Source organism: Actinomadura rugatobispora, assembly GCF_055379765.1.
This window is the reverse complement of record NZ_AP029191.1, coordinates 9,466,056-9,491,324: the sequence shown is the minus strand read 5'-3', so window position 1 is coordinate 9,491,324 and position 25,269 is coordinate 9,466,056. Positions and strand designations below refer to the sequence as shown.

The window sequence follows — 25,269 nt, the reverse complement described above, 5'->3', positions numbered from 1 at the left end:
TCGTCGTCGCCGGCGCGTGATGCGCGCCCATGCCTGCCATGCGCCCCATGGTAGCCGACGCGGCCGGGGGCCGCCGTGCGGTCGGCCGGGGGCGCCGTGCGGTCAGGTCCGCGCCGGCGTGGCCAGCTGGTCCATGTCCTCCAGCTCGCGGCCCTTGGTCTCCGGCACGGCCCGCATCACGAAGATGAAGGCCAGCGCCGCGAAGACGGTGTACATGCCGTACGCCAGCCCCAGCGAGACGCCGGAGATCCCGGGGAAGGTCGTGGTGATCAGCCAGTTGGCGATCCACTGCGCGGCGGCGGCGACGGCCAGCGCCGAGGCCCGGATGAAGTTGTTGAACATCTCGCCGAGCATCACCCAGACCACGGGGCCCCAGGTGGCGGCGAACGACAGCACGTAGACGTTGGCGGCGACCAGCGCGACGGGCCCGGCCGCGCCGCCGAGCACGGGCTCCCCGTTCACCACCGGGGCGGTGGCGAAGCAGATCGTCATGATCCCCAGCGTGACCGTCATCCCGGCGGCCCCGGCCAGCAGCAGCGGGCGGCGGCCGATCTTGTCGACCAGCGCGATCGCCAGCAGCGTGGCGAGCACGTTCACCACCGAGTTGATCACGGAGGTGAGCATGGCGTCGTTCTCGCTGAACCCGACGGCCTGCCACAGCGAGGACGAGTAGTAGAAGATCACGTTGATGCCGACGAACTGCTGGAAGACCGACAGCAGGATGCCCACCCACACGATCGGCAGCAGCCCGAGCCGGTGGCCGCGCAGGTCGCGCAGGTGGACGGGCCGGTCGCGGGCCAGCGAGCGGCCGATCTCGCGGATCTTGAGGTCCACGTCGCCGTGCCCCATCACCCGGGCCAGCACCGCGCGGGCCTTCGCCGGCTGGTGCTTCTTGACCAGGTAGCGGGGCGACTCGGGGATGGTCGTGGCGATCACCCCGTACATCACGGCGGGGACGATCGCGCTGGCGAACATCCAGCGCCAGGCCGTGCCGCCCCAGGGGAACTGCCCGGACGCCCCGCCCTCGGAGGCGCGGGCGATGACGTAGTCGACCACCAGCGCGGCGAAGATGCCCAGCACGATCGCCATCTGCTGGAGCGAGCCGAGCCGCCCGCGCAGCTCCGCCGGGGCGATCTCGGCGATGTAGGCGGGCGCGATCACCGACGCGGCGCCGATCGCCAGCCCGCCGACCAGGCGCCAGAACGTCAGGTCCCAGGCGTTGAAGGCCAGCGCCGAGCCCAGCGAGCTGACCATGAAGAGGATCGAGGCGATCAGCATCACCCGGACGCGGCCGATCCGGTCCGCCAGCGGCCCGGCGAACCAGGCCCCGGCGGCGCACCCCAGCAGGGCCGACGACACCACCAGGCCCACGACCACCGGGTTGAGGCCGAACTGGGCCTTGATCGCGTCCACGGCGCCGTTGATGACCGAAGAGTCGTAACCGAAGAGGAATCCGCCCAGTGCCGCCGCGCCGGCCAGCATCGCCGCGGTCGCCGCCGAATGCGACGGCCCCTCCGGGTGGGCGGGTCCCAGGTCGCCTTGTCCGGGTACCCCGTGTTGAGCCATGAACGTGCCTTTCCCGATGAAAAGCACGTTAAGCAAGTCCTTACTCGCGCACAGCCACGCCGATCACGTGCGGGGAGGCCGGGTTGGGGAGACGCGAGGCGGGGAAGGCGAAGCGGCGCTCGCGGCGCACGGTGAAGCCGCAGCTGGCGATCCACTCGTCGGTGGGCCGGGAGACGTGGCAGCCCGCCGCGACGTACGGCCACACCACGTCGGCGTACTTCTGGAACGTCACCATCCCGGTCGTGTCGCCCCGCACGTGCTCGTAGTAGCGCAGCTCCCCGCCGGGACGCAGCACGCGGCGCAGCTCGGCCAGCGCCCGGACCGGGTTGCGGACCGAGCACAGCACCAGCGAGACGACCGCCACGTCGAAGGAGGCGTCGTCCAGGTCGAGCCGCTCGGCCACCCCGGCCCGCACCGCCACCGGCACCGGCGCCTGCGCGGCGGCGGCGACGGCGCGGGCGCGCAGCGCGGGCTCCGGCTCGACGGCGACCACCTCGGTCACGCCGCCCGGATAGTGCGCGAAGTTGGCGCCGTGGCCCGCGCCGAGCTCCAGGACGCGCCCGGAGGCGCCGGCCAGGAGCTCGTCGCGGTGCGCGTCACCGCCGATCCGCGCGGCGGCCGCGTCCAGCCGGGGGTAGAGACGGGCGAAGACGGGGTGCCTGAGATCATCGGTCATCCCAGCAGTCTCCGCCACGCGCGTCTAACCCGTCGAGGCGGCGGTGGCCTCGGCGTGGCGCTCCGCGACGGCGGGCCGGGGCTCTCCGGACACGGGGGACACGACGGACGCCGCGGACGCGGCGGCGGCGCGCCGGTGCAGCTCCGGGATCACCCCTTCGGCGAACCAGTAGGCCTCCTCCAGGTGCGGGTAGCCCGACATGATGAACTCCTCGATGCCGAGCGCCGCGTACTCCTCGATGCGCTCGGCCACCTCGGTGTGGCTGCCGACCAGCGCGGTGCCCGCGCCGCCCCGCACCAGGCCGACGCCGGCCCACAGGTTCGGGTAGATCTCCAGGTCGCGCGCCGGGCCCCGGGCGCCCGCGCGGTACGACTCGTGCAGCTCGCGCATCCGCCGCTGCCCGACCGAGTCGCTGGCGGCCAGGGCCTGCTGCGCCTGCTCGACGTGGGACGGGTCGACGCCGTCCAGCAGCCGCCGCGCCTCGCCCCAGGCCGCCTCGGAGGTGTCCCGGCTGATGGTGTGCAGCCGGATCCCGAACCGCAGCTCGCGGCCCTCGGCGGCGGCCAGCCCGCGCATCCAGGCGATCTTCGCGGCCACCTGCTCCGGCGGCTCGCCCCAGGTCAGGTACACGTCGACGTGGCGGGCCGCGACGGGTCCCGCGGCCTGCGAGGAGCCGCCGAAGTAGATCTCGGGGAGGGGGTCGGGCGGGCGCGGCGCGACGGCGCCCTCGACGCGGTAGTGCTCGCCCTCGAAGTCGAACGGCTCGCCGCTCCAGGCGCCGCGGACGATCTCCAGGAACTCGCCGGTGCGAGCGTACCGGTCGGCGTGCGGCAGGTGGTCGCCGAAGCGGCGCTGCTCGGCCGACTCGCCGCCGGTCACCACGTTCAGCAGCAGCCGCCCGCCGGAGATCCGCTGGTAGGTGGCGGCCATCTGGGCGGCCAGCGTCGGCGCGACGAATCCCGGCCGGAAGGCCACCAGGAACTTCAGCCGGGAGGTCTCGCGCAGCAGCGCCGCGGTGACCAGCCAGGCGTCCTCGCACCAGGTGCCGGTCGGGGTCAGCACCGCCTCGAAGCCGAGCTGCTCGGCGGACCGGGCGATCTGGGCGAGGTAGTCGATGTCCGGCGGGCGCACCCGGTCGGCGCTGCCGGGACGGTCGCCGGGGCGCCCGACGCCCGCCGGGACGCTGTGCCCGCCGCCGACCAGGGCGCGGCTGTCGCCGGTGGTGGGCAGGAACCAGTGGAAGCGCGGGACGCCCGCGGTCATCGGCTCACCTCGATGTCGTTGAAGCGGCGGTCGACGAACTCGGCCATCTCGACCTTCCCGGGGATCAGCTTCTCGCCGAGGAAGGTGTCGGCCACCTGCTGCTCGTGCCGCACCAGCGCGTCGTCGACCTTGATCAGGCTGGCGGCGCGGCGGCGGGCCGCCTGCACGGCCACCGGGAGCGGCAGCCCGGTGTCCTTGGCCCAGACCTCGCCCCACTTCTCCGGGTGCTCGGCGGCCCAGACCAGGGCGCGGCGCTGCCGGGCGAGGTAGTCGCGCAGCGCGGCCGTCTTCGCCTTGTCGTCCAGGGCCTTCTCGGCGGCGACGATGAGGTTGTAGCCGGTGGTGTAGCCCCGGCCGTCGACGAGGACGCGGGCGCCCGCCTGGCTCTGGCCCTGCGCGGTGTAGGGGTCCCAGACGGCCCAGGCGTCCAGCCTGCCCTGGCTGAAGGCGGCGAGGGCGTCGGGGGGCGCGAGGTACTGCGGCTGGATGTCCTTGAAGCCGAGCCCGGCCCGCTTCAGGACGGCCAGCAGGTGGTAGTGGGCCGAGCTGCCCTTGGCCACGCCGATCCGCTTGCCCTTGAGGTCGGCCGGGGCTTTGATCGCCGAGTTCCCGGGCACCAGGACGGCCTGGCCGGTCAGCCCGAGGTCGGCCGCCGCGGCGATCTTGATCTTGGATCCGGCGGCGGCGGCGAACACCGGCGGGGTGTTGCCGACGGCGCCGAAGTCCAGCGCCCCGGCGTTGACCGCCTCCAGCAGCGGCGGGCCGGAGGTGAACTGGTTCCAGGTGACCTTGTACGGCAGCTTGCCCAGTTCACCGGCCGCGGTGAGCAGGGCCTGCTGGCCGCCCTTCTGGTCGCCGATCCGCAGCGTGACCTTGGACAGGTCGACCGATCCGTCCTGGCGGATCGCGGCGTTCTGCGCGTCCTCCCCGCCGCCGCAGCCGGTGGCGGCCGACGCGGTGAGGACGAGCGCGGCCACGCCCGCCAGCAGCGTGCGGAGTCTTCCGATCGTCATGGGTGGTTCCTCGCTCTTCGAGGGGACTCGGGAGGGCGTGCTCAGGTGGGCGTGACGCCGAGGCGGTCGAGGAGGACGTCCCGCAGCGCGGTGAGCTCGGGGTTGTCGCGGTGCCGGGGCCGGGGGACCGTGACGCGCGACTCGTGCGCGATCCGGCCGCCGTCCAGGACGAGCACCCGGTCGGCCAGCAGCAGCGCCTCGTCGACGTCGTGGGTGACGAGGAGGATGCCGGGGCCGTGCCGCTCCCACAGGTCCAGGACGAGCCGGTGCATGGTGATGCGGGTGAGGGCGTCCAGGGCGCTGAACGGCTCGTCCAGCAGGAACAGGCGGGGCTCGCGGACGAGCGCGCGGGCGAGCGAGGCGCGCTGGGCCTCGCCGCCGGACAGCGTGAGGGGCCAGGCGCCGCCGCGCTCGCTCAGGCCGACCTCCTCGAGCGCCTTCTCGGCGGCCGCCCGCGGCTCGGGGACGTCCAGGCCGAGCGCGACGTTGGCCCGGACCCGTTTCCAGGGCACCAGGCGGGGCTCCTGGAAGGCCACGGCGGTGGTGCCGCGGACGGTCAGGCCGCCCTCCTCGGTGAACTCGGTGTCACGGTCCAAGCCGGCCAGGGCGCGCAGCAGCGTCGACTTGCCCGAGCCGCTGCGGCCGAGCAGGGCGACGAACTCGCCGCGCTCGATGGTCAGGTCGATGCCGTCCAGGACCGTCCGGTCGCCGAACCGCCGGGTCAGCCCCTCCACCGTCGCGACGGGCTCGGCGGGGGCCGGGCCGGGCGTCCCGGCGGCGATCACGTCAGGAAGTCCTTGCGCCATGTCAGCGCCCTCCTCTCCAGCAGCCGGACCAGCGCGTCGGTGATCAGGCCGAGCGCCGCGTACACCACCAGCCCCAGCACGACCACGTCGGTGCGCAGGAACTCGCGGGCGTTGTTGATCATGAAGCCGAGGCCGGAGGAGGCGTTGACCTGCTCGGCCACGATGAGCGCCAGCCAGGCGATGCCCAGGCTCTGCCGCAGCCCGACCAGGGCCTGCGGCAGCGCGCCCGGGAGCACGATGTGCCGGATCAGCGCGAACCGGCCCAGCCGCAGCGTGTGCGCGACCTCGGCGAGCTTGCCGTCCACGCCGCGGATCCCGGCGAAGGTGTTGAGGTAGAGCGGGAAGGCGACGCCGAGCGCGACCAGTGCGACCTTGGGCGTCTCGCCGATCCCGAACCACAGGATGAACAGCGGGATCAGGCCGAAGTGCGGCAGTGCCCGCAGCATCTGCATCAGCGGGTCGACGGAGTTCTCGCCGAGCCTGCTGAGCCCGGCGATCACGGCCAGCCCGACGCCGGCGACGCCGCCGATGAGGAAGCCCAGCGCGGCGCGCTGCACCGAGACCCCGATCGCGCTGGGCAGCGTGCCGTCGCGGAGGAGGTCCACGCCGGTGGCGGCGATCGTGGTGGGCGCCGCCAGGAGGCGTTCGGAGAGCAGGCCGGTGGACGAGGCCAGCTGCCACAGCACCAGCAGGACGAGCGGGCTGACGGCGCGGGCCAGCGCGGAGCGCGGGAGGCGCACGGAGAGGATCTTCGGGCGGGCCCGGGCGGGGGCGCGCGCCAGATCGAGGGAGGAGGTGGACACGGTGAAGGAGCCCTTCGCGGCGTTCGTTCGGGGGACGGCGTACGTTCAGGGGACGCGGCGTGCGGGGCCGTGGGAGGCGCCCGCTAGGCGGGGCGACACAGGCAGCCGGCCTGCCGCCGGAGGACGACGTGCAGGCGCGCTGCGGGATGGGCGGGGCGGCTCACGATCTTCACCCTGAACCAAAATCCCTATTAAGTCAATCGGGAATATTAATAAAGTAGGACATTGACCGCTACCCAGGGCCCGGTCGCGATCTCCCTCCCCCGGGGCAGGCGGACCGTCGGTGCCGCGCCTTAGGCTCCAAGGTGCGATGACCGATGTTCCCCTTCCCCCGCGCGACGAGCCCGCGCCCCACGGCCCCCTCCGGCCCGAGCCGGCGCGGCACGACCACGTGCGCCTGGTGCAGGGCGTCCGCGCGGCGCTGATCCCGGGCCCGCACGACCCGCGGGCCACCATGCTGCCGCCGCCGATGTGGCTGCGCGTGCCGATCCTGCTGCTCATGCTGGCCATGACGATCGGGTTCACGGCGGGCTCCATCGCCATCCCGATCGAGGTCGACGGCCGGCCCCCGGGCCTCAGCGCGCTGTTCGGCGTGCTGCAGGCGGGCCCGCTGCTGTTCGCGGTGCGGCGGCCGCTGGCCGCCTGGCGGATCGCCGCCGGCGGGCTGCTGGCGGGGGCCCTGCTGGTGCACGACACGGCCTTCTGGCCGTGGCCGGTCACCGCGTTCCTGGCCCACCTGGTCATCCTCTTCTTCGTCGCGCTCGCCTGCGACCGCGAGACGCTGGTCGGCGTCGGCGCCGTCACCATCGCGGGGCTGATCGGGCCCGCGGTGCTGTTCGGGATGCCGGGCTGGTTCGGCGCGATCCTGGGCGGGATCGTGCTGATGGTGCTGGCCTTCGGCGACGCGGTCGGCGGGCGCCGCACCGCCGAGGCGATCCTGCGCGAGCAGGAGGAGCTGCGCCGCCAGGACCTGGCCCGCCAGGCGGTGCTGGAGGAGCGCGCCCGGATCGCGCGCGAGCTGCACGACGTGGTCGCCCACCACATGTCGGTGATCGCCATGCAGGCGGAGGCGGCCCCGTACAAGATCCCCGAACTGCCGGACGCGGCCCGGCACACCTTCGGCGTGGTGCGCGACGCCGCCCGCGAGGCGCTGACCGAGACCCGCCGGGTGGTGGGGCTGCTGCGCTCCGACGACGAGGGCGCCGAGCGCGCCCCGCAGCCGGGCCTGGACCGGATGGACGACCTGGTCGCCACCGCCCGCCGCTCCGGGCTGGCGGTCGGCGTCACCGTGGTCGGGCTGCCCCGGCCGCTGGCGGTCGGGGTTGACCTGTCGGCGTTCCGGATCGTGCAGGAGTCGCTGAGCAACGCGGCCCGGTACGCGCCCGGCGCCCGGGTGGCGATCGAGATCCGGTACGGCCATGACCGGCTGCACGTCGCCGTCACCGACGACGGCCCGCGCACCACCCCCGAGGAGTCGCACGGCGGTGGGCACGGCCTGGTGGGCATGCACGAGCGGGTGGCGATGCTCGGCGGCGCCCTGACCGCCGGGGCCCGCGCGGAGGGCGGCTGGTCGGTGGTCGCCGAACTGCCGTACGGCGACTCGGAGTGATCGCGCCGGAGCGGTGAGCGGGCCCGGCTAGTGTTCCTGTCGTGACGATTCGGGTGCTTATCGCCGACGACCAGGTGATGATCCGCGACGGGCTGGCCGCGCTGCTGTCCTCCGATCCGGAGATCGAGGTGATCGGGCAGGCGGGCAACGGCCTGGAGGCCGTGGCGATGGCCCGCGAGCTGGACCCGGACGTGATCGTGATGGACATCCGGATGCCGGAGATGGACGGCCTGGCCGCGACCGCCGAGCTGGTCGGCGAGCCGCCCGGCGACGACGTCGACCCGGCCGGGATCAGGCCGAAGGTGCTGGTGCTGACCACCTTCGACCTCGACGAGTACGTGTACGAGGCGCTGGGCTCGGGGGCCAGCGGGTTCCTGCTCAAGGACGCCTCGGCGGCCGACCTGGTCAACGGGGTGCGGGTGGTGGCCGCCGGGGACGCGCTGCTGGCCCCGTCCATCACCCGGCGGCTGATCGGCGACTTCGCCCGGCGCCGCCGCCACCAGCGGCCCAGCCCGGGCGCGACCTCGTCGCTGACCCCGCGCGAGCTGGACGTGCTGCGCCTGATCGCGCGGGGCCTGTCCAACGCCGAGATCGCGGCCGAGCTGGTGCTGGCCGAGCAGACGGTCAAGACCCACGTCGGCCATGTGCTGACCAAGCTGGCGCTGCGCGACCGCACCCAGGCGGTCGTGTACGCCTACGAGAACGGCCTGGTCGGCGGCTGACCCCGGCGGGCCCGCCCGGCGGGCCCGGGACGCGGGCGCGCCGCCGGGGGCGCATCAGCGGGCGGGGTCGAGTACGAGCTTGCCGGTGCTGCGGCGGGCGCGCAGGTCCTCGTGGGCCCGGCGGGCCTCGCTCAGGCCGTACTCGCCGCCGGAGACCACCCGCAGCCGGCCGTCGGCCACCAGGCCGAACAACTCCCGGAGGGCGGTGCCCATGACGTCGCCGGGCATCTGGAAGACGTGCGCCAGCCACATCCCGGCGATGGTGGTGGAGTGGGCCAGGAGGGTGGCGGGCTGGACGGGCGAGGGCGCCTCCCGGGAGGCCATCCCGTAGAAGGCCAGCCGCCCGAACGGGGCGAGCGCCCGCAGGCTCTGGTCGGTGACCCGGCCGCCGGTCATCTCCAGCACGATGTCCACGCGCCTGCCGCCGTTGGCCTCGATCAGGGCGGCCGTCAGGTCGGGCTCGGCGGGGTCGACCGCCACGTCGGCGCCGAGCTCCAGGGCCAGCTCGCGCTTCTCCTTGGAGGAGGCGGTGGCGATGACGCGGCCCGCCCCCCAGGCCTTGGCGATCTGGACGGCCAGCGTGCCGACCCCGCCCGCGGCGGCGTGCACGACGACCGTCTCCCCCGGCTCCAGGTGGGTGCTGCGGCGCAGCAGCACCCAGGCGGACGCGCCCTGGATGATCATGCCGAGGGCGGTGACGTCGTCGACGGCCTCGGGGACGTCCCAGGCCATGCCCGCCGCGGCCACGGCCTTCTCCGCGTACCCGCCGCTGCCGGTGAGGGCGACGACGCGGCGCCCGTCCGCGGTGCGGCCGACGACCTCGCCGCCCGGCACCAGCGGCAGCTCGGTCTTGGAAAGGTAGCTGTCCTCGGCCTGGTGGGTGTCGGCGAAGTTGACGCCGGCCCGGGACACCTCGACCAGGAGCTGCCCGGGACCGGCGACCGGGTCGGGCAGGTCGGCGACGTTCAGCACCTCGGGGCCGCCGAACTCGGTGATCTGGATCGCGCGCACGCTCTCTCCCTCGGATGGACGGTCTGGATCGGGGCGGGCCCGAGGGTCAGCGGGGACCCGGGACGCCGCGGAACTTGAACGGGCCCGGCTCGCGCCCGGGGACGACGAACCACGCCTCGCCGGAATCCTCCCCGTCGAGGATGGCCATGAACGCGCCTACCACGTCCTCGACCTCCAGGATGGGGAACCCGCGCTCCTCCAGCTCGGCCTTCATGCCGCCGAGGATGGCGGTGTCGGCGAACGAGGGGCACAGCGCGTTGACGCGGATCGCCTCGGGCGCGTAGGCGGGGCCGAGGGCGCGGACGAGGCCGATGACGGCGGCCTTGTTCGCCCCGTAGACGGGGTCGAACGGGGTGGCGGTGAGGCCGGCCATGCTGGCGGTGGCGATGATGTCGCCGCCGCCGCGGGCGCGGAGGGCGGGGAGGGCTGCGTGGACGCCGTACACGACGCCGTCGAGGTTGATGCTCATGGCCCGGCGGTACAGGTCGGGGTCGAAGCCTTCGCCGAGGTCGCCCCCGCCGACGATCCCGGCGTTGAGGAAGGCCACGTCCAGGCCGCCGAACGCCTCGACGGCGGCGGTCACGGCGGCCTGGCTGTCGGCGGGTTCGCGCACGTCGCAGCGGACGTAGCGGCCGTCGAGCTCCTCGGCGAGCGCGCCGCCCCGCTCGTCGTCGATGTCGGCGAGCACCAGCCGCGCGCCGCCGGCGGCGAGCCGGCGGGCGACCGCCGCGCCGATGCCGTTGGACCCGCCCGTGATCAGCGCCACCTTGCCCGCACCGTCGAAAGCCGCCATGTGACTGCCTTTCCCCAAGTAACTGACTCGTCAGTTACTATAGCCGAATGGACTTCGGTTTGAGCGAACGGGCCCAGGACTACCTCGCCCGGCTGCAGGACTTCATGGACTCCCACGTGTACCCCGCCGAGCCGCTCTACGCCGAGCAGCGGCGCGAGCTGCGCGCGGCCGGCCAGGAGCACACCGTCCCCCCGATCGTGGAGGAGCTCAAGGTCGAGGCGCGCAAGCGCGGCCTGTGGAACCTCTTCCTCCCCGACAGCCAGGACCCCGCCCACGGCCTGTCGGTCACCGACTACGCCAGCCTGGCCGAGGTCACCGGCCGCTCCCCCAACCTCGCCCCAGAGGCCATCAACTGCGCCGCGCCCGACACCGGCAACATGGAGGTGCTGCACCTGTTCGGGACGCCCGAGCAGAAGGAGCGGTGGCTCACCCCGCTGCTCAACGGCGAGATCCGCAGCGCGTTCGGGATGACCGAGCCGGACGTGGCCAGCTCCGACGCCACCAACATCTCCACCCGGATCGAGCGCGACGGCGACCACTACGTCATCACCGGCCGCAAGTGGTGGATCAGCGGCTCCGCCGACCCGCGCTGCAAGATCATGATCCTGATGGGCAAGACCGACCCGGACGGCCACCCCTACCGGCAGCAGTCGATGGTGCTGGTGCCGCTGGACACCCCGGGCGTGGAGATCGTCCGGCCGCTGCCCGTGTTCGGCTACTCCGACCAGCACGGCCACTGCGAGATCCACCTCAACGAGGTGCGGGTGCCGGTGGAGAACCTGGTCGGCGAGGAGGGCGGCGGGTTCGCCATCGCCCAGGCCCGCCTGGGCCCCGGCCGCATCCACCACTGCATGCGCGCCATCGGCATGGCCGAGCGGGCCTTGGAGCTGACGTGCGAGCGGGCCGCCTCGCGGGTGGCCTTCGGCAAGCCGCTGGCCCGGCAGGGCGTCGTCCAGCAGCAGATCGCCGAGTCGCGGATGGCGATCGAGCAGGCGCGGCTGCTCACTCTCAAGACCGCCTGGCTGATCGACGAGCAGGGCGTCAAGGCGGCCCGCTCCGAGGTGGCGGCGATCAAGGTGATCGCGCCCCGCGTCGCGCTGGACGTGGTCGACAAGGCCATCCAGGTGCACGGCGCCGCCGGGGTCAGCGACGACACCCCGCTGGCCGCGATGTGGGCCGGGCTGCGCACGCTGCGGCTGGCCGACGGGCCGGACGAGGTGCACGTGCGTTCCGTGGCGCGCGCCGAGCTGGGTAAGTACCTCGGCAAATGACGCGTGAGACGGGGGAGGCCGTTCCGGGTGTGCGGCGCAGGATGCCGCACGCCCAGCGCCGCGAGCAGCTGCTGAGGGTGGCGCTGGGCGAGTTCGGGCGGCGCGGCTACCACCTCACCCAGATGGAGCACGTGGCGGCGGCCGCCCAGGTCTCCAAGGCGCTGCTCTACCAGCACTTCGCGTCCAAGGAGGAGCTGTTCGCCGCGGTCACCGACTCGGTGGTCACCGACCTGACCGGGCGGCTCAACGCGACGGTGCCCGCCCGGGGCGGCTCGGGCGAGGGCATCCGCGCCATGGTGCGGGTGCTGTTCGACTACGCCACCGAGGAGCCGGACGCCTGGGCGCTGGTGATCCGGCACCTGGACAAGCCCGAGGTGGGGCTGGGGCTGCGGGAGCTGCGCGAGCTCCGCGACCGGCTCGGCACCGCGTTCGCCGACCTGCTGCTGCGGCGCCGCCGCGCCGACCCCGCGCTGTCGCCCGCCGCGCTGGCGGTCAACGAGCGGCGGGCGCGGCTGCTGGTCCCGCTGATGTACGGCTCGATGCTGTCGATGGTGTCGTGGTGGCTGGAGCATCCCGACACCGAGCGGGCGAGCGCCGAGCAGATGGCCTACGAGTTCATCTGGCTGGGCCTCGACCGGCTGCGGTCCGGGGAGCGCCTCCCGCCCCCCGGCGCCGAGGACTGAGGCGGGCGGCGAAGCGGGGCGGCGGGCCCGGCGGCGAACGCGGCGATCCGGGCGTGGCCCGTGCCGAAGCCCCTGAGGACAGTCGGTCAGAGGGCCATCGGACCGTCCGCAAGACGGTCACGGCACCATCCCGTAACGATTCCGCCTCTACCGGTTCCGCAAGCCGCCTCACCGGCGCAACGATGACGCTGTGGCAGCCGACGGAAGTGGCGGGACTTCCCATGCCGGTCGCATCGCGGACCGGCTCAGCGCCTGGCCGGGGGTCTCCAAGGTCCGGGCGGACTGCGGCATAGGGGTCGCCCTGGCCGCCAAGGGCGTCCAGGTCATCCATCTCCATACCGGCGCGGAGGCCGAGCTGCGGCTGACCCGCCCGGTGGTGGACCGGATGGGCGCGGCGCTGGCCGACTCGGGCCGGATCACGATCCAGCCCGGCGGCGAGTGGATCTCGGTGCGGCTGGACACCGGCTCGGACGTGGCGCTGGTCGTGTCGCTGGCCAGCGTCGCGATCAAGGCCGGTGTGGCGGTCGCGGGCACGCCCGCCGGGACCGCGTCCCGGGCCGCCGCGGTGCGGCTGCGGGCCCCCTGCAGCCTGGCGGCGGGCGGCCTGCCGCCGGACCGCCTGGCCGCGCTCATCACGGCGGGCGGCGGATCGCCCATGCCGCTGAGCCAGTTCCCGCTGCTGCCCAAGGGCACGCGCCACGGCCTGGCGGGCCCCGCCGACTAGCGCCGCCCGGCCTGGCCTGGCCGTCAGTCGCCGGCCAGCCCGGCGCGGACGGCGTACACGGCCAGCCGGATCCGGTTCGGGCAGCCGGTCTTGGACAGCAGCGCGGCGATGTGGGTCTTCACGGTGGTGACGCCCAGATGCAGCCGCGCGGCGATCTCCTGGTTGGACAGCCCGGCGGCGACCAGGGCCAGCACGTCCCGCTCCCGCGGCGTGAGCGGGCCGGGGTCGGGGACGCGGGCGGACTCGTCGCGGGCGCGGACGGCCCGGTCCACCAGCCGTCCGAGCACCTCCTGGCTGAAGGGGGTGCCGCCGGCGGCGGCGCGGCGCACCGCCTCCAGCAGTTCCCCGGGCGGCGCGCTCTTGACCAGGAAGCCGCACGCCCCGGCGGCCAGCGCCGGGTACAGGTGGTCGTCGTCGCCGAACGTCGTCAGCGCCAGCACCCGCGCCGCGGGCCGGGCGGCCGTGATCCGCTCGGTGGCGGCGGTGCCGTCCAGGCCGGGCATCCGCAGGTCCATGAGGATCACGTCGGGCAGGACCCGTTCCGCCTGCGCCACCGCCTCGTGGCCGTCGGCGGCCTCGCCCACGACCTCCAGATCGGGGGCGGACTCGCAGAGCATCCGCAGACCGGCCCGCACCAGGTGCTGGTCGTCGGCCACCAGGACCCGGATCACGGCCGCGCCTCCAGCCGCTCGGCCCCCGGCCGCGGGTCCGGCCGCCCGTCGAGGGGGAGCTCGGCGGACAGCTCCCAGCCGGGGCCGGCCGGGCCCGCCTCCAGCGTGCCGCCCAGCAGGCCGACGCGTTCGCGCATGCCGACCAGCCCGTACCCGGGCGGGGAGGCGGGACGGTCGCGGCCGCCGCCTCCCCCGTCGCGGATCATCAGCCGTACCGCGTCCGGGTCCACCCGTGCGGTCAGCCGGACACGGGCGCCCGGACCGGCGTGCTTGGCGGCGTTCGCCAGGCCCTCCTGCACCAGGCGCAGCACCGTGACGCCGCGGACCGGGTCCAGCCCGGCGACGGCCGGGTCGACCGACGCCTCCACCGCCAGGCCGGTGCGGCGCCCCTGCTCGACCACCCGCTCCAGCGCCGCCGGCAGGGCGGCGGGCTCGACCGGCGGCTGGTCGTCGTGGACGGTCGACGGGTCGCGCAGCACCGCCACCAGATGGCCGAGGTCTGCCAGGGCCGCGGTGCCGGTGGCGTGCAGGTCGTCCAGGACCTCGCCGACCCGCGGGCCGGAGTCGGGCAGCACGTGCCGGGCCACCCCGACCCGCAGCACCATCGAGGACACGTGGTGGGCGACCAGGTCGTGCAGCTCGCGGGCGATGGCGGTGCGCTCGGCGGCGCGGGCCGCGCGCGTCTCGGCGAGCCGGCGCCGCTCCTGCTCGGTGGCGCGCTCGCGGGCCTCCCGCGCGACGGCGCGGACCGAGCGGATGTAGGCGCCGCCGAGCAGCAGCACCGCGGCGAAGACCGCGACCCGGAACAGCGCGGGCACGACCTCGGCGGCCGGGTCGCCGATCCGGCCGCAGGCGACCGCCAGCGCGAAAGCGGCCGCGCCCGCCGACAGCTCGCGCGCCGGACGGCGGACGGCCAGCTCGAACAGGGCGATCGCGAGCATCCCCTTCACCGGCATGATGACGGCGGACGCGGCGACCTCGGCGGTGGCCAGCAGCACCGACAGCACGGCCACGGCGGGCATCGGGAGCCGGACGGCGGCGGCGTACGCGCCGTACGCGGCCAGCACCACCGCCCAGTCGCCGACGGACCCGGGACGGTGCATCAGGGCCAGGTCCCCGGCCGCGAGCACGGCGACCAGCACCAGGCGCAGCGGGGCGAACCAGCGCCCGACGAGGTTCTCCACCCGGTCGGCGAACACGTACCGATCGTAGGCCGGGCACGCGGCCCCGCCCTCCGCCGCGAGCAGGAGGCCGCCTCCTCCACCCGGCCGCCGCGCACCGTCCGGGCGGACCGGCGAGGACGGGCCGGGCGGCGGCGGCGTTCCGGCCCGCGGGCGGATACGCCGCGCCGCCCGGCCCGCTCAGATGGGACGCATGGAGCTCATCACCGCGGGCCGCGTGCTCGCCGTCATCCTCAGCACGGGCACGTTCGCGTTCCTCTTCCTGCACGACTCGTGGCGCGGCGACAACCTCTTCCTCGTGCCGGACCTCATCCTGTGCGGGCTGCTACTGGTGGCCGCCGCGCTCCCCCGGCGGCACGCCGTGCCGGCGCTGGCCTTCTCCTTCGCCATGTGCACCGGGGTGTTCACGGCGTCAGTGTCGTCGTACGCGGTGCGCGGCGAGCTGGGCGCCGCGAGCTTCGCGGGGGTGCTGGCGGCCGCGGTCATGGCCGTCCTGCTGCTGACCCGCGGGGCGTCCCGGGCCGTTCAGGACGGCGGCGGGCAGCGCAGCGCGAGGTAGAGGTCGGCGCGGCCGCTCATCGACCCCATGCTGCGCCCGGTCAGCATCTCGATCCGCCGGACGCGGTAGCGCAGCGTGTTGACGTGGACGTGCAGGAGGTCGGCCGTGCGCTGCCACGACCCGCTCGTCTCCAGGAAGAGGTCGAGCGTGCGGACCAGTTCCGAGCCGTGCCGGGCGTCGTGGTCCTCCAGCGGTCCGATGAACCGCTCCCGGTACGAGCGCCGCACGTCGTCGGGGAGGACGGCCAGCAGCAGCCGGTGCGAGCCGAGGTCGGCCTCGCGCACGACGGTCACCGGACCGGCACTGTCGCGGGCGTGCCGCAGTACGCGCCGCGCGGCCTCCACCGCCGCGGCGAGGCCGCCGGCGTCGCCCGTCGCCTCGCTCACCCCGGCGGCGACGGTGCGCCCCCGCAGGACGAGCGGGTAGCGGCCGGCCACGTCCCTCAGCGCCGCCTCGACGCGCTCCGCGCCGGCCGGCCCGTTGACCAGCGCGATCACCGTGTCGTCGCGCTCGCACAGCAGGACCCGGCCGGCCCGGTCGGGTGCCGCCGTGCGGGCCAGGGCGCCGCCGACGATCCAGGCGCGGGGCAGCGCGGCGTCGAGCGCGACCGCGACGGCCACGGTCGGCGCGCCCGGGTCGGCGCCGAGCGAGCGGAGCCCTCCCGCGACGGCCTCGTGGTCCGCGCCGCGGGCGGCGGCGTCGAGCAGGTCGCGGACGCGGCGCTGCTCGCGGCGGCGCCCCGCGTCGATCCGGTCGAGTTCGGCGCCGAGGACGGGCAGGGCCGCCCGCATCGCCCTCTCCCCGCCCGCCGCGCCCGGGGCGTCGCCGCCCGGGCACACCAGGTGCCCCTGGACGCCGCCGTCCGCCCCGCGGATCGGGCGCACGGCCAGGGCCGCGGCGGGCGGCGGCGCGGCGCCGGTCGCGTGCAGCCAGGCGCGCTCGACGTCCTCGCGGGCGGGCGGGTCGCCGGCGGAGGCCAGGACGGTCGCCAGCGGGGAGAGCACCCAGCAGTCCAGCTCCGTCTCCTCGCGCAGCAGGCGGACCACCCCGCGCACCCCTCCGGCGCCGTGCGCGGCCGCGGCCAGGCGGCGGCGCAGTCCCGCGGGCGAGTGCGCCTCGGCGACCCGTTCGGCGATGGCCGCGAACGCGCGGTCGTCGGCGGCCGCGATGAGCGGCAGCCCGCGCCGCTCGCACTCCACGACCAGGGAGACGGGCGGTCCGTCCGGCGCCGCCGGGCCCACCACCAGCGCGGCCGCGCCGCGTCCGGCCAGGGAGGCGGCGAAGGCCGCGCACTCGGCGGGGCTGCGGTACCACCGCCCGGTGGTCAGGACCAGGTCGCCGCCGCGCACCTGGGCGCCGGGGCCGGGGAGGTCGGTGACGCGCACGCGCCTGATCCGGCGGCCGAGCGAGCCGTGCCCCGCGACCAGCGAGAGCGCCAGGTCGCCCTGGGCCAGCAGGTCCGCCACGCGCAGGACGGCCGGTGCCGTTTCCGTCGCCATCTTCTCACCTCGGGAGCCGATCCAGCCCCCGGAGCAACATACGGGGAACGTATCAGCCGTCCGGCCGGTGATCGAGCACGGCCCTCAGGGCAGTGCCGGCGCGGTGGCAGTCGTGGAACGTAGAGTACAGCGGCACCGGCGCGAGCCGGACGACATCGGGTTCGCGGGTATCGGCCACGACGCCGTGCGCGGCGGCGAGCCGGCCGGCGACCGCGGCCGCGTCCGGCACCCGGACCGACAGCTGGCAGCCGCGCGCCGCGGGGTCGGCGGGCGTGACGACCTCCAGCCCGGCGACCCGTGACAGGCGCGCGGCCAGGTAGGCGGTGAGGCGCTCGCTCCTGGCGCGCAGCGCGTCCATCCCGGCCCGGTCGAAGAGCTCCAGCGAGGCCAGCACGGGCGCCAGCGCCAGGATGGGCGGGTTGGACAGCTGCCAGGCGTCGGCGGTGGCGGGCGGGCTGAACTCGGGCGCCATCCTGAAGCGGGTCGCCGGGTCTGTGCCCCACCAGCCCGCCAGCTTGGGCACCGCGGGGTCGCGCACGTGGCGCTCGTGGACGAAGCATCCGGCGACCGCGCCCGGTCCGCTGTTGAGGTACTTGTAGGAGCACCAGGCGGCGAAGTCCACGTCCCAGTCGTGCAGGCGCAGCGGGACGTTCCCCGCGGCGTGCGCGAGGTCCCAGCCGACCGCGGCGCCGGCGGCGCGGCCCGCCTCGGTGATGGCCGGCATGTCCATGAGCTGGCCGGTCAGGTAGTTGACGCCGCCGAGCATGAGCAGGGCGACGTGCCGTCCCTCACGTTCGAGGTAGCCGAGGACGTCGCCGGTGCGCAGATGCTCCTCGCCGGGACGCGGGCGCAGGCGCACGACGGTCCGCTCGGGGTCGAGCCCGTGGTGGACGGCCTGGCTGCGCACCGCGTAGGAGTCGGAGGGGAACGCGGTGTCCTCGATGACGATGCGGGTGCGTTCCCCGGCGGGCCGGTAGAAGCTGGCCATCATCAGGTGCAGGTTGACCGTCAGCGAGTTCATCGCCACGACCTCGTGCGGCAGCCCTCCCACCAGCCGGGCGAGGGGCTCGCGGGCCTGCTCGTGGTAGTCGACCCAGGGGCGGCGGCCCTGGGTGTGCCCCTCGACGGCAAGCCGCGCCCAGTCGTCCAGTTCCTCGTTCACCCAGCGGGCGGCGCTTCTGGGCTGGAGGCCGAGCGAGTTGCCCGCGAAGTAGGCGGACTCGGCGTACGGGCCTCCCGGCGCGGGCGGGATGTGGAAGTCGCCGCGCAGCGCGGGCAGCGGGTCGGTCGCGTCGAGCCGCAGGGCCTCGGCCTCCATGTCGTTCAGGCGGTCGTCCACGCCGCCGTTCACGCCGCCGTTCACGCCTCCACGTCCTCGATGTCGAAGAAGCGGCGGGCGTTCCCGCCGAGGATCGCCGCGCACTCCCGCTCGCTCAGCTGCTCGCACGCCCGGACCGTCGCGCCCGGCTCGAGCTCGCCCAGCGGGAACGGGAAGTCGGTGCCGAGCATCACCCGCTCCGCGCCCATGACCTCCACCAGCAGCCGCAGCGCGCGCGGGTCGAACACGGCCGAGTCGACGTGGAACCGGTCGGTGTAGGCCGACGGCGGACGCGGCGAGTCGCGGCGCACGATGTCGCGGTTGCGCCAGGCGTTGTCGGCCCGCCCGAGCAGGTAGGCGAACGACCCGCCGCCGTGGCAGAAGCACAGCCGCAGCGAGGCGGGCAGCCGTTCGAACGCGCCGGACAGGATCAGCGACAGGATCGACAGCTGGGTCTCGGCGGCCATCCCGACCAGCCACGGCAGCATGTACCGGCCGCCCATCCGGTCGCCGCCGAGCATGTCCCACGGGTGGACCAGCACCGGCACGCCCTCGGCGGCGCAGTGCGCCAGGAACTCCACGACGCCCGGGTCGTCGGGGTAGCGGGAGCCGACGTGGTTGCCGATGTGGACGCCGCGGTGCCCGGCCGCCGCCGCCTTGGTGACCGCCGCGCACGCCAGCTCGGCGTCCTGCAGCGGAACCTGGCACAGCGGCAGCAGCCGGCCGGGGGCCTGCGCGCAGTACTCCAGGATCCGCTGGTTGACCAGCTCGCACCAGTCGGCGGCGCGGGCGGGGTCGGCCTCGTACCCGAACATCAGCGGGGTGGAGGAGACCGCCTGCACGTCCACGCCGGAGCGGTCCATCGCGGCGACCCGCGCGGCGGCGTCCCACAGCTCGGCGCGGACCGGCCGGTACTCGGCGTCGCCGCTCATCATCATGCCGGCGCCGTCGCCGCCCTCCCGCAGCCACGGCTCGCCGGCGCCGGCGAGCACCCGCGCCTCGGCGCGGGAGATCCGGGGGAAGACGTGCGCGTGCACGTCGACGACGGGCCGGTTCACGCGCGGGCCCGCGTCCTGGGGCGGGCCTGCTCGGGCCACTCCTTGCCGGGGTGGACCGCGCCGCAGTTCCCGCACGTGCGGTCGCCGTCGTAGAAGCTCTGGAAGACCGGCGGCAGGTCGTCCACGATGGAGCCCACGTGCAGCTCGGCGCGGTGCACGCGGTGGTGGCATTCGAGGCAGTACCACTCGAACGCCTCGCGCGTCCCCTCGGGCCGGGCGATCTCCACGACCAGGCCGATGCTGCCCGGCTCGGGCCGCTGCGGGGAGTGCCGCACGTGCGGCGGCAGCAGGAAGACGTCGCCCTCGTTGATCTGCACGTCGACCGGCGGCCTGCCCTCCTCCTCCATGACGCGCAGCACCATGTTGCCTTCGAGCTGGTAGAAGAACTCCTCGATCGGGTCGTCGTGGAAGTCGGTGCGCTGGTTGGGGCCGCCGACCACCATGACGATCATGCCGGCGTCCTTCCACACCTGGACGTTGCCGACCGGCGGCCTGAGCAGGTCGCGGTGCTCGTCGACCCAGCGGGAGAGGTTGAAGGAGCGCCCGAAGGACAGCTTCGGCAGGCTCATGGCGATCCGGCCCCTTTCGTTGGCTCGCCCGGAATGTGCGCCACGCAGGCGATCTCGATGAGCAGGTGCGGGTGGGGGAGCTGGTGGACGGCCACGGTGGTGCGGGCCGGGCCGGTCTCGTCGAAGTACTCGCCGTAGACCTCGTTGTAGCCGCCGAAGTCGTTCATGCTGACCAGGTAGGCCGTCACGCTGACCAGGTCGTCCAGATCGCCGCCGGCGGCCCGCAGGAGGTCCCGGACGTTCTCGATGACGGCGCGGGTCTGCTCGCGGATGTCCAGGTCGGTCACGCCCATGGGGTCGGCCGACGCGCCGGCGAAGGTGCCGTCGGGGCGGCGCGAGCTGGTGCCGGACACGAAGAGCAGGTCGCCGGCCCGCTTCACGTGCGGGAACCGTCCCCGGGGCCTGGCCTTCCCCTCGACCAGCAGCGCGTCCCGGCGGCCGCCGGTCATGTCGCCGGTGATGTCGCCGGTCATGTCGTCACCTCCACCGAGCCCAGCCGGGAGGCCGTCACCCTGACGTGGGCGCCCGCGGGCAGCGGCACGGCCGCCGTCGCGGCGCCCGCCAGCACCACCCAGCCCGGCTCCAGCACGATCCCGGCCTCCTCGGCGAGCCGGGCGGCGGCGCGCAGCGACCGCGCCGGGTCGCCGAGGATCGCGGCCGACGAGCCGGTCTGCACGGCCCGGCCGTCGATCTCCATCAGCATCCCGAGGTTGGCCGTGCTCCCGACGCGGCTCGGGTCGTGCCAGGCGCCGACGCCGTAGCCGGACGCCGAGGCGTTGTCGGCGACCACGTCGGGGAGCGTGAACGAGAAGTCCCGGTAGCGCGAGTCGAGCACCTCGAAGCCGACCGCGACACCGGCGACGGCGGCGTCCACGTCGGCCGCGGAGCGCACCGGGCGGCCGATCAGGTAGGCGATCTCCGGCTCGATCCGCGGGTGGATCAGCCGCCCGGCGTCCACCGCCGACTCGACCAGCATGGCGTCGGTCAGCAGCCCCCAGATGACGTCGTCCACGCCCATCTGGACCATCTTGGCGCGGCTGGTGAAGCCCATCTTGACCCCGGCGAGCCGTTCGCCGCCGGCCAGCCGCAGATCGATCCCGGCGCGCTGCACCCGGTAGGCGGTGTCCACGTCCAGGTCGGCGCCGTCGGTCAGGCGCGGGATCGCGCGGGCCTCCGCCCTGGCCCGCTCCAGCGTCTCGGCCAGCGCGCCGGCGTCCACGTCCGCCGCGCCGCCCGCCGCCTGCCGCTCGCTCACGCGTCCTCCCCGCTCTCGCGGTCCTCGGCGAAGGCGACGCGGACGTCGCCGAGCCCTTCGATGCGCGCCTCCAGCACCTCGCCCGGGACCGCCGGGACCATCGGGCCGAGCGCGCCGGTCAGCACGATGTCGCCGGCGCGCAGCGGGTCACCGGCGCGGGCCAGGGTGTCGGCGAGCCAGAGCGCGGCGTTCAGCGGGTGGCCGAGGCAGGCTGCGCCGGTGCCGGTGGACAGCTGCTCGCCGCGCCGCTCCAGCACCATGCCGCACAGCCGCAGGTCCACTTCCGCCAGCGGGACGGGGCGGTTGCCCAGCACGAACATCCCGGACGAGGCGTTGTCGGCGACGGTGTCGGCCAGCGTGATGTCCCAGTCGCGGATCCGGCTGCCCGCCACCTCGATCGCCGGGAGCGCGAACGCGGTCGCCCGGATCAGGTCGGCGGCGGTGTGCCGCTCGTGCGGCAGGTCCCGCTCCAGGACGAGCGCGACCTCCGCCTCCGCCCGGCCCTGCAGCACCGCGCCCGCGGGGATCTCGGCGCCGTCGGGCACCGCCATGTCGGCGTAGAGCGTGCCGAAGTCGGGGCTGTCCACGCCGAGCTGGGCCTGGACGGCGGCCGAGGTCAGCCCGATCTTGCGGCCGACCGGGCGGCGGCCCTCGGCGGCCCAGTGCCGGGCGAGGTGCCGCTGCACGTCGTACGCCTCGTCCGGGCCGATCAGGTCGCGGACGGGCGCGCACGGGACGCCGGTCGCGTACGCCTCCAGGATGCGCCGGGCGGCGGTCTCGATGGCCATGTGCCTCTCAGATCTGGACGCAGATGTTGACGGGCTCGGAGAAGAAGTCCAGGGAGTACTCCCCGCCCTCGCGCCCGATCCCGGACGCCTTGACCCCGCCGAACGGGGTCCGCAGGTCGCGCAGGTTCCAGCAGTTCACCCACACGATGCCGGTCCGCACGCGCGGCGCCACCCGGTGCGCCCTCGACAGGTCGGTGGTCCACAGGGTGGCGGCCAGGCCGTACGGGCTGTCGTTGGCCAGCCGCACCGCCTCCTCCTCGGTGTCGAAGGGGGCGACGTGGCAGACCGGCCCGAAGATCTCCTCGCGGACGGTGCGGGCGGTCTCCGGCAGCCCGGTGAGCACGGTCGGCTCCACGTAGAAGCCGCCGTCGCGGGCGTCGCCGAACCGCGGCGCGCCGCCGCCCGCGACGACCGCGGCGCCCTCCTCCCGGGCCAGCCGGTAGTACGACAGCACCTTGTCGCGGTGCTCCGCCGAGATCATCGGGCCGTAGCCGGCGAGGGCGCGGGCCCGCTCGCCCAGCGCCGCCACGAACTCCTCGAAGACCGGGCGCTGCACGTACACGCGCTCGGTGCACAGGCAGATCTGGCCGGAGTGGGTGAAGGAGGACCGGGCCGTGCCGTCCACGGCGCCCGCCAGGTCGGCGTCGGCGAACACCAGCGCGGGGTTCTTGCCGCCGAGCTCGAACGAGACGGGCGTGACGTGGTCGGCGGCGTTGCGCATGATCGCGGCACCGGTCGCCGACTCGCCGGTGAACGCGATCGCGTCCACCCCCGGGTGCCCGGTGAGGAACTCCCCCGCCGCGCCCGCGCCGTGCCCGTGCACGAGGTTGAACGCCCCGGCGGGCAGCCCGGCCTCGTCGATCACCGAGGCGAGCAGGGTGGCGGTGGAGGGGGTCTCCTCCGAGGGCTTGGCGACCACCGCGTTGCCGGCGGCCAGCGCCGGGGCGACCTTCCAGGTCAGCAGGAGCAGCGGCAGGTTCCACGGGGAGACGACCGCGACGACGCCGAGCGGGCGGCGGACGGTGTAGTTGAGCGCCCGGCCGCCCGCGCCCGCGGACCAGCCGGGGATCTCGGTGGTGTACGCGCGCTCGGGCCGCCCGTACAGCAGGTCGGCGTAGGCGCGGAAGTTGCCGGCGGCGCGCGGGACGTCGACGGTGGCGGCCAGCTCGCGCGGCTTGCCGGTGTCGGCGGTCTCGGCGTCGACGAACTCCTCGAACCGCGCCTCGACGCCGTCGGCGATCCGGCGCAGCGCGGCGGCCCGCCCGGTGTCGCCGGTCGCGCCCCAAGCGCCCTCCAGCGCGCCGCGCGCGGCCCGGACGGCGGCGTCGACGGTCTCCCGGGCGGCCTCGGGGACGCGCCCGCGCTCGCTGCCGTCGCACGGGTCGAGCAGCGCGAAGGTCTCCGCGCCGGGCTCCTCCGCGAGGAAGGCCCCGCCGACGTAGTGGGCCGGCTTCATGAACCCCTCACCACGCCACGTCCTCTCTCGTCCGCTCGCCGCCCGTACGATCATCTTCATCCCGTGCGCTATACCTGTCCAATACCTCCTGCCATCAGAGATATCGCAAAGTCGTTATAGGGTGCGGCCATGCGGCCGATCGACCTGCTCAACGGGCGGCTCAAGCTCCGCCACCTGGTCCTGGTGGTGGCCGTCGCCGACCAGGGCAGCGTGCTGCGCGCCGCCGAGCACCTGCGGCTGGCCCAGCCCGCGGTCACCCGCAGCCTGCGGGAGGTCGAGCAGATCCTCGGCGTCGAGCTCTTCGCGCGGGGGCCGCGCGGGATGACGCCGACGCTGTTCGGGGAGGCGTTCGTCGAGCACGCCCGCGCGGTGCTGGCCGAGCTGCGCCGGGCCGGCGAGCGGATCACCGGGCTGGCCGACGGCGAGGTCGGCACCGTCACCATCGGCACCCTGCTGGCCGGGTCCAACGTGCTGCTGCCGCGGGCGATCGCGGCGCTCAAGCGGGACCGGCCGCGGATCACCGTGATCGTCCAGGAGGCCACGTTCGACGCCCAGGTCCCGCGGCTGATGGACGGCGAGATCGATCTCATCCTGGGCCGTCTCAACCCGATCGGCGGCACCCCGGAGCTGCGCCAGATCGGCCTCTACAGCGAGCCGGTGCGGCTGGTCGCGCGGGCCGGCCACCCCGTCCGGTCCCGGCCGGATCCGGGCCTGGCCGACCTGCTCGGCTACCCGTGGGTGCTGCCGCTGCAGCGCACGGCGCTGCGGCAGGAACTGGAGGAGGTCTTCCGGGACCAGGGGCTGCCGCTGCCCGCCGACCTGGTCGAGTGCACCTCGATCCTGACCGTGCGGACGCTGGTGCGCGACACCGACGCGATCGCGGCGATGCCCGAGCTCGTGGCCCGGGCCGGCGACGGGATCGCGCCGCTGCCGGTGCCGCTGGACCCGGTACGGCGGCGGGTCGGCGTCACGCTGCCCGCGCGCCGCCCGCCGACGCCCTCGGCGCGGCTGATGCTCGACCACCTCCGCCGGGAGGCCGCCGGCCTCTCGGCGCGGCTCGCGGAGGGCTCAGAGCGAGTGGACGAGGGCGAGCAGGGCCCGGCTCACCGCTGAGCGCTCGTCGGCGAGGTCGAGCACCACGTCGAAGTGGTCCCGGTCCGGGACGACCATCAGCTCGGCCGCGCGGCCCCAGTGCCGGGCGAAGCGGCGCGACTGCTGCAGGAAGCCGGGCCCGTCGTGCTCGGCGACCGCGACCACGGCGGGGAGGCTGCGCCCGGCCGGCAGCAGCTCCGGGCTGAGCGCGGCGGCGCGCCGCACGTCCAGGCCCAGCCACTCGTTGACGTAGACCCGTGTCAGCGGCCGGAGGTCGAACAGCCCGCTGAACGGCATCGCCGCCCTGACCGCGTCGCCGGGCAGGCCGAACTCCGCCTGCCAGCCGTCCAGCATGGTCATCGCCGTCAGGTGCCCGCCGGCCGAGCTGCCGCCCACGACCACGCGCCCGGGGTCGAGGCCGTGCGCGCGGCCGTGCCGGTGCACCCAGGCGACCGCGGCCCGCACCTGCCGGACGATCTCCTCCAGCGTCGCCGCGGGCGCGAGGGTGTAGTCGGGAACGACCGTCGCCACCCCGTTGCGGTGCAGCGTCCGGGCCATGAACGCCGAGTCCGCGCGCGACAGCGCCCGCCAGTAGCCGCCGTGGAGGAAGACGAACACCGGCCGCGCCTCGCCGTCCCGCCCGGGGCCCCAGACGTCCAGGCGCTCCCCGCCGGTCTCGTCGTAGACGATCCCCGGATGCCCGGGCAGCCCTTCGACCGCCGCATCGGACATCGCGCGGTAGCGCGCCATGAGGTGCCCGAACCGCTCCTCGCCCGCCAGGGCCCGCACGTTGTAAGCCGCGTCCAGCTCCGCGTCGGTGAGCCCGTGCCCGGGCCAGTCGTCGATATCCCGTTCGTTGAGATCCATCGCCCTCCCGCCTTCC

General features: G+C 75.1%; 26 protein-coding genes. 7 read left to right on the top strand and 19 right to left on the bottom strand.

The genetic code is table 11. The annotated features are described in order from the left end of the window. Positions 1–102 precede the first annotated feature (102 nt). From ACZ466_RS42740 to ACZ466_RS42715, 6 genes are read right to left on the bottom strand one after another with little or no spacing between them, the layout of a single operon-like run. Positions 103–1,566, bottom strand: coding sequence for a sugar porter family MFS transporter (locus tag ACZ466_RS42740; protein ID WP_378282345.1), 1,464 nt, complete (start codon positions 1,564–1,566; stop codon positions 103–105). A gap of 40 nt (positions 1,567–1,606) precedes the next feature. Further along, the gene (locus tag ACZ466_RS42735) at positions 1,607–2,242 is read right to left on the bottom strand and encodes a methyltransferase domain-containing protein (RefSeq protein ID WP_378282346.1); all 636 of its coding nucleotides are present in this window, start codon (positions 2,240–2,242) and stop codon (positions 1,607–1,609) included. A 24-nt stretch (positions 2,243–2,266) separates the two neighbouring features. Continuing rightward, positions 2,267–3,505: an LLM class flavin-dependent oxidoreductase gene (locus tag ACZ466_RS42730; RefSeq protein WP_378282347.1), complete on the bottom strand. Its 1,239-nt coding sequence runs from the start codon at positions 3,503–3,505 to the stop codon at positions 2,267–2,269. Continuing rightward, complete coding sequence (locus tag ACZ466_RS42725; protein ID WP_378282348.1) at positions 3,502–4,518, bottom strand: ABC transporter substrate-binding protein; 1,017 nt, start codon at positions 4,516–4,518, stop codon at positions 3,502–3,504. Before ACZ466_RS42725 ends, ACZ466_RS42730 begins: the two co-directional genes overlap by 4 nt. A 41-nt stretch (positions 4,519–4,559) precedes the next feature. After that, positions 4,560–5,324 carry an ABC transporter ATP-binding protein gene (locus ACZ466_RS42720; protein ID WP_378282349.1) on the bottom strand — a complete coding sequence of 255 codons (765 nt, stop codon included), beginning with the start codon at positions 5,322–5,324 and terminating at the stop codon, positions 4,560–4,562. Next, positions 5,300–6,127: an ABC transporter permease gene (locus ACZ466_RS42715; RefSeq protein ID WP_378282350.1), complete on the bottom strand. Its 828-nt coding sequence runs from the start codon at positions 6,125–6,127 to the stop codon at positions 5,300–5,302. The genes ACZ466_RS42720 and ACZ466_RS42715 overlap by 25 nt, the downstream gene beginning before the upstream one ends. Before the next feature lie 310 nt (positions 6,128–6,437). Here ACZ466_RS42715 and ACZ466_RS42710 point away from each other — a divergent pair, with 310 nt between their 5' ends. After that, a complete protein-coding gene (locus tag ACZ466_RS42710) occupies positions 6,438–7,736 on the top strand; it encodes a sensor histidine kinase (RefSeq protein ID WP_378282351.1) in 1,299 nt (432 codons plus the stop codon). A gap of 41 nt (positions 7,737–7,777) precedes the next feature. Further along, positions 7,778–8,458: a response regulator gene (locus tag ACZ466_RS42705; protein WP_378282352.1), complete on the top strand. Its 681-nt coding sequence runs from the start codon at positions 7,778–7,780 to the stop codon at positions 8,456–8,458. A gap of 54 nt (positions 8,459–8,512) precedes the next feature. On the opposite strand, the gene ACZ466_RS42700 is transcribed toward ACZ466_RS42705, so the two are convergent. Then, positions 8,513–9,469: a quinone oxidoreductase family protein gene (locus ACZ466_RS42700; protein WP_378282353.1), complete on the bottom strand. Its 957-nt coding sequence runs from the start codon at positions 9,467–9,469 to the stop codon at positions 8,513–8,515. Positions 9,470–9,515: 46 nt separating this feature from the next. Beyond that, a complete protein-coding gene (locus tag ACZ466_RS42695; protein ID WP_378282354.1) occupies positions 9,516–10,262 on the bottom strand; it encodes an SDR family oxidoreductase in 747 nt (248 codons plus the stop codon). Between the two features lie 47 nt (positions 10,263–10,309). Between ACZ466_RS42695 and ACZ466_RS42690 the strand changes: the two genes are divergently transcribed. The 3 genes from ACZ466_RS42690 (at position 10,310) to ACZ466_RS42680 (ending at position 12,940) form a co-directional block, all read left to right on the top strand. Further along, positions 10,310–11,533, top strand: coding sequence for an acyl-CoA dehydrogenase family protein (locus ACZ466_RS42690; protein WP_378282355.1), 1,224 nt, complete (start codon positions 10,310–10,312; stop codon positions 11,531–11,533). Further along, positions 11,530–12,216 (top strand): TetR/AcrR family transcriptional regulator, encoded by a 687-nt coding sequence (locus ACZ466_RS42685; protein ID WP_378282356.1) that lies wholly within the window; start codon positions 11,530–11,532, stop codon positions 12,214–12,216. The genes ACZ466_RS42690 and ACZ466_RS42685 overlap by 4 nt, the downstream gene beginning before the upstream one ends. A gap of 190 nt (positions 12,217–12,406) precedes the next feature. Further along, the gene (locus tag ACZ466_RS42680) at positions 12,407–12,940 is read left to right on the top strand and encodes a luciferase domain-containing protein (protein WP_378282357.1); all 534 of its coding nucleotides are present in this window, start codon (positions 12,407–12,409) and stop codon (positions 12,938–12,940) included. 23 nt (positions 12,941–12,963) lie between these two features. Here the strand turns inward: ACZ466_RS42680 and ACZ466_RS42675 are convergent, their stop codons facing one another. Continuing rightward, on the bottom strand, positions 12,964–13,611 hold the full coding sequence (locus ACZ466_RS42675) for a response regulator (RefSeq protein WP_378282358.1): 648 nt from the start codon (positions 13,609–13,611) through the stop codon (positions 12,964–12,966). Continuing rightward, on the bottom strand, positions 13,608–14,810 hold the full coding sequence (locus tag ACZ466_RS42670) for a sensor histidine kinase (RefSeq protein WP_378282359.1): 1,203 nt from the start codon (positions 14,808–14,810) through the stop codon (positions 13,608–13,610). Before ACZ466_RS42670 ends, ACZ466_RS42675 begins: the two co-directional genes overlap by 4 nt. A 175-nt stretch (positions 14,811–14,985) precedes the next feature. On the opposite strand from ACZ466_RS42670, the gene ACZ466_RS42665 reads away from it, so the two are divergent. After that, positions 14,986–15,351, top strand: a complete 366-nt coding sequence (locus ACZ466_RS42665) for a hypothetical protein (protein WP_378282360.1) — start codon at positions 14,986–14,988, stop codon at positions 15,349–15,351. On the opposite strand, the gene ACZ466_RS42660 is transcribed toward ACZ466_RS42665, so the two are convergent. Genes ACZ466_RS42660 through ACZ466_RS42625 form a run of 8 tightly spaced genes read right to left on the bottom strand, consistent with a single transcriptional unit; the run spans position 15,318 to position 23,294 of the window. Continuing rightward, positions 15,318–16,850 (bottom strand): PucR family transcriptional regulator, encoded by a 1,533-nt coding sequence (locus ACZ466_RS42660; RefSeq protein WP_378282361.1) that lies wholly within the window; start codon positions 16,848–16,850, stop codon positions 15,318–15,320. The two genes, ACZ466_RS42665 and ACZ466_RS42660, sit on opposite strands and share 34 nt — an antisense overlap. Positions 16,851–16,902: 52 nt before the next feature. Next, positions 16,903–18,213 carry a kynureninase gene (kynU, locus tag ACZ466_RS42655; protein WP_378282362.1) on the bottom strand — a complete coding sequence of 437 codons (1,311 nt, stop codon included), beginning with the start codon at positions 18,211–18,213 and terminating at the stop codon, positions 16,903–16,905. After that, on the bottom strand, positions 18,210–19,226 hold the full coding sequence (locus ACZ466_RS42650; protein ID WP_378282363.1) for an amidohydrolase family protein: 1,017 nt from the start codon (positions 19,224–19,226) through the stop codon (positions 18,210–18,212). The genes kynU and ACZ466_RS42650 overlap by 4 nt, the downstream gene beginning before the upstream one ends. Further along, the gene (locus ACZ466_RS42645; protein ID WP_378282364.1) at positions 19,223–19,795 is read right to left on the bottom strand and encodes a 3-hydroxyanthranilate 3,4-dioxygenase; all 573 of its coding nucleotides are present in this window, start codon (positions 19,793–19,795) and stop codon (positions 19,223–19,225) included. The genes ACZ466_RS42650 and ACZ466_RS42645 overlap by 4 nt, the downstream gene beginning before the upstream one ends. Next, entirely contained in the window at positions 19,792–20,268 is a 477-nt protein-coding gene (locus ACZ466_RS42640; RefSeq protein WP_378282365.1) for a RidA family protein, read from the bottom strand. The genes ACZ466_RS42645 and ACZ466_RS42640 overlap by 4 nt, the downstream gene beginning before the upstream one ends. Beyond that, entirely contained in the window at positions 20,265–21,050 is a 786-nt protein-coding gene (locus ACZ466_RS42635; protein ID WP_464041903.1) for a 2-keto-4-pentenoate hydratase, read from the bottom strand. The genes ACZ466_RS42640 and ACZ466_RS42635 overlap by 4 nt, the downstream gene beginning before the upstream one ends. Next, the gene (locus ACZ466_RS42630) at positions 21,047–21,838 is read right to left on the bottom strand and encodes a 2-keto-4-pentenoate hydratase (RefSeq protein ID WP_378282367.1); all 792 of its coding nucleotides are present in this window, start codon (positions 21,836–21,838) and stop codon (positions 21,047–21,049) included. Before ACZ466_RS42630 ends, ACZ466_RS42635 begins: the two co-directional genes overlap by 4 nt. Positions 21,839–21,845: 7 nt before the next feature. Continuing rightward, positions 21,846–23,294, bottom strand: coding sequence for a 2-hydroxymuconic semialdehyde dehydrogenase (locus ACZ466_RS42625; RefSeq protein WP_378282368.1), 1,449 nt, complete (start codon positions 23,292–23,294; stop codon positions 21,846–21,848). Between the two features lie 129 nt (positions 23,295–23,423). On the opposite strand from ACZ466_RS42625, the gene ACZ466_RS42620 reads away from it, so the two are divergent. Continuing rightward, on the top strand, positions 23,424–24,407 hold the full coding sequence (locus ACZ466_RS42620) for a LysR substrate-binding domain-containing protein (RefSeq protein WP_378282369.1): 984 nt from the start codon (positions 23,424–23,426) through the stop codon (positions 24,405–24,407). Here ACZ466_RS42620 and ACZ466_RS42615 read toward each other — a convergent pair. Then, positions 24,363–25,253, bottom strand: a complete 891-nt coding sequence (locus ACZ466_RS42615) for an alpha/beta hydrolase (protein ID WP_378282370.1) — start codon at positions 25,251–25,253, stop codon at positions 24,363–24,365. The genes ACZ466_RS42620 and ACZ466_RS42615 overlap by 45 nt on opposite strands. Positions 25,254–25,269 lie beyond the last annotated feature (16 nt).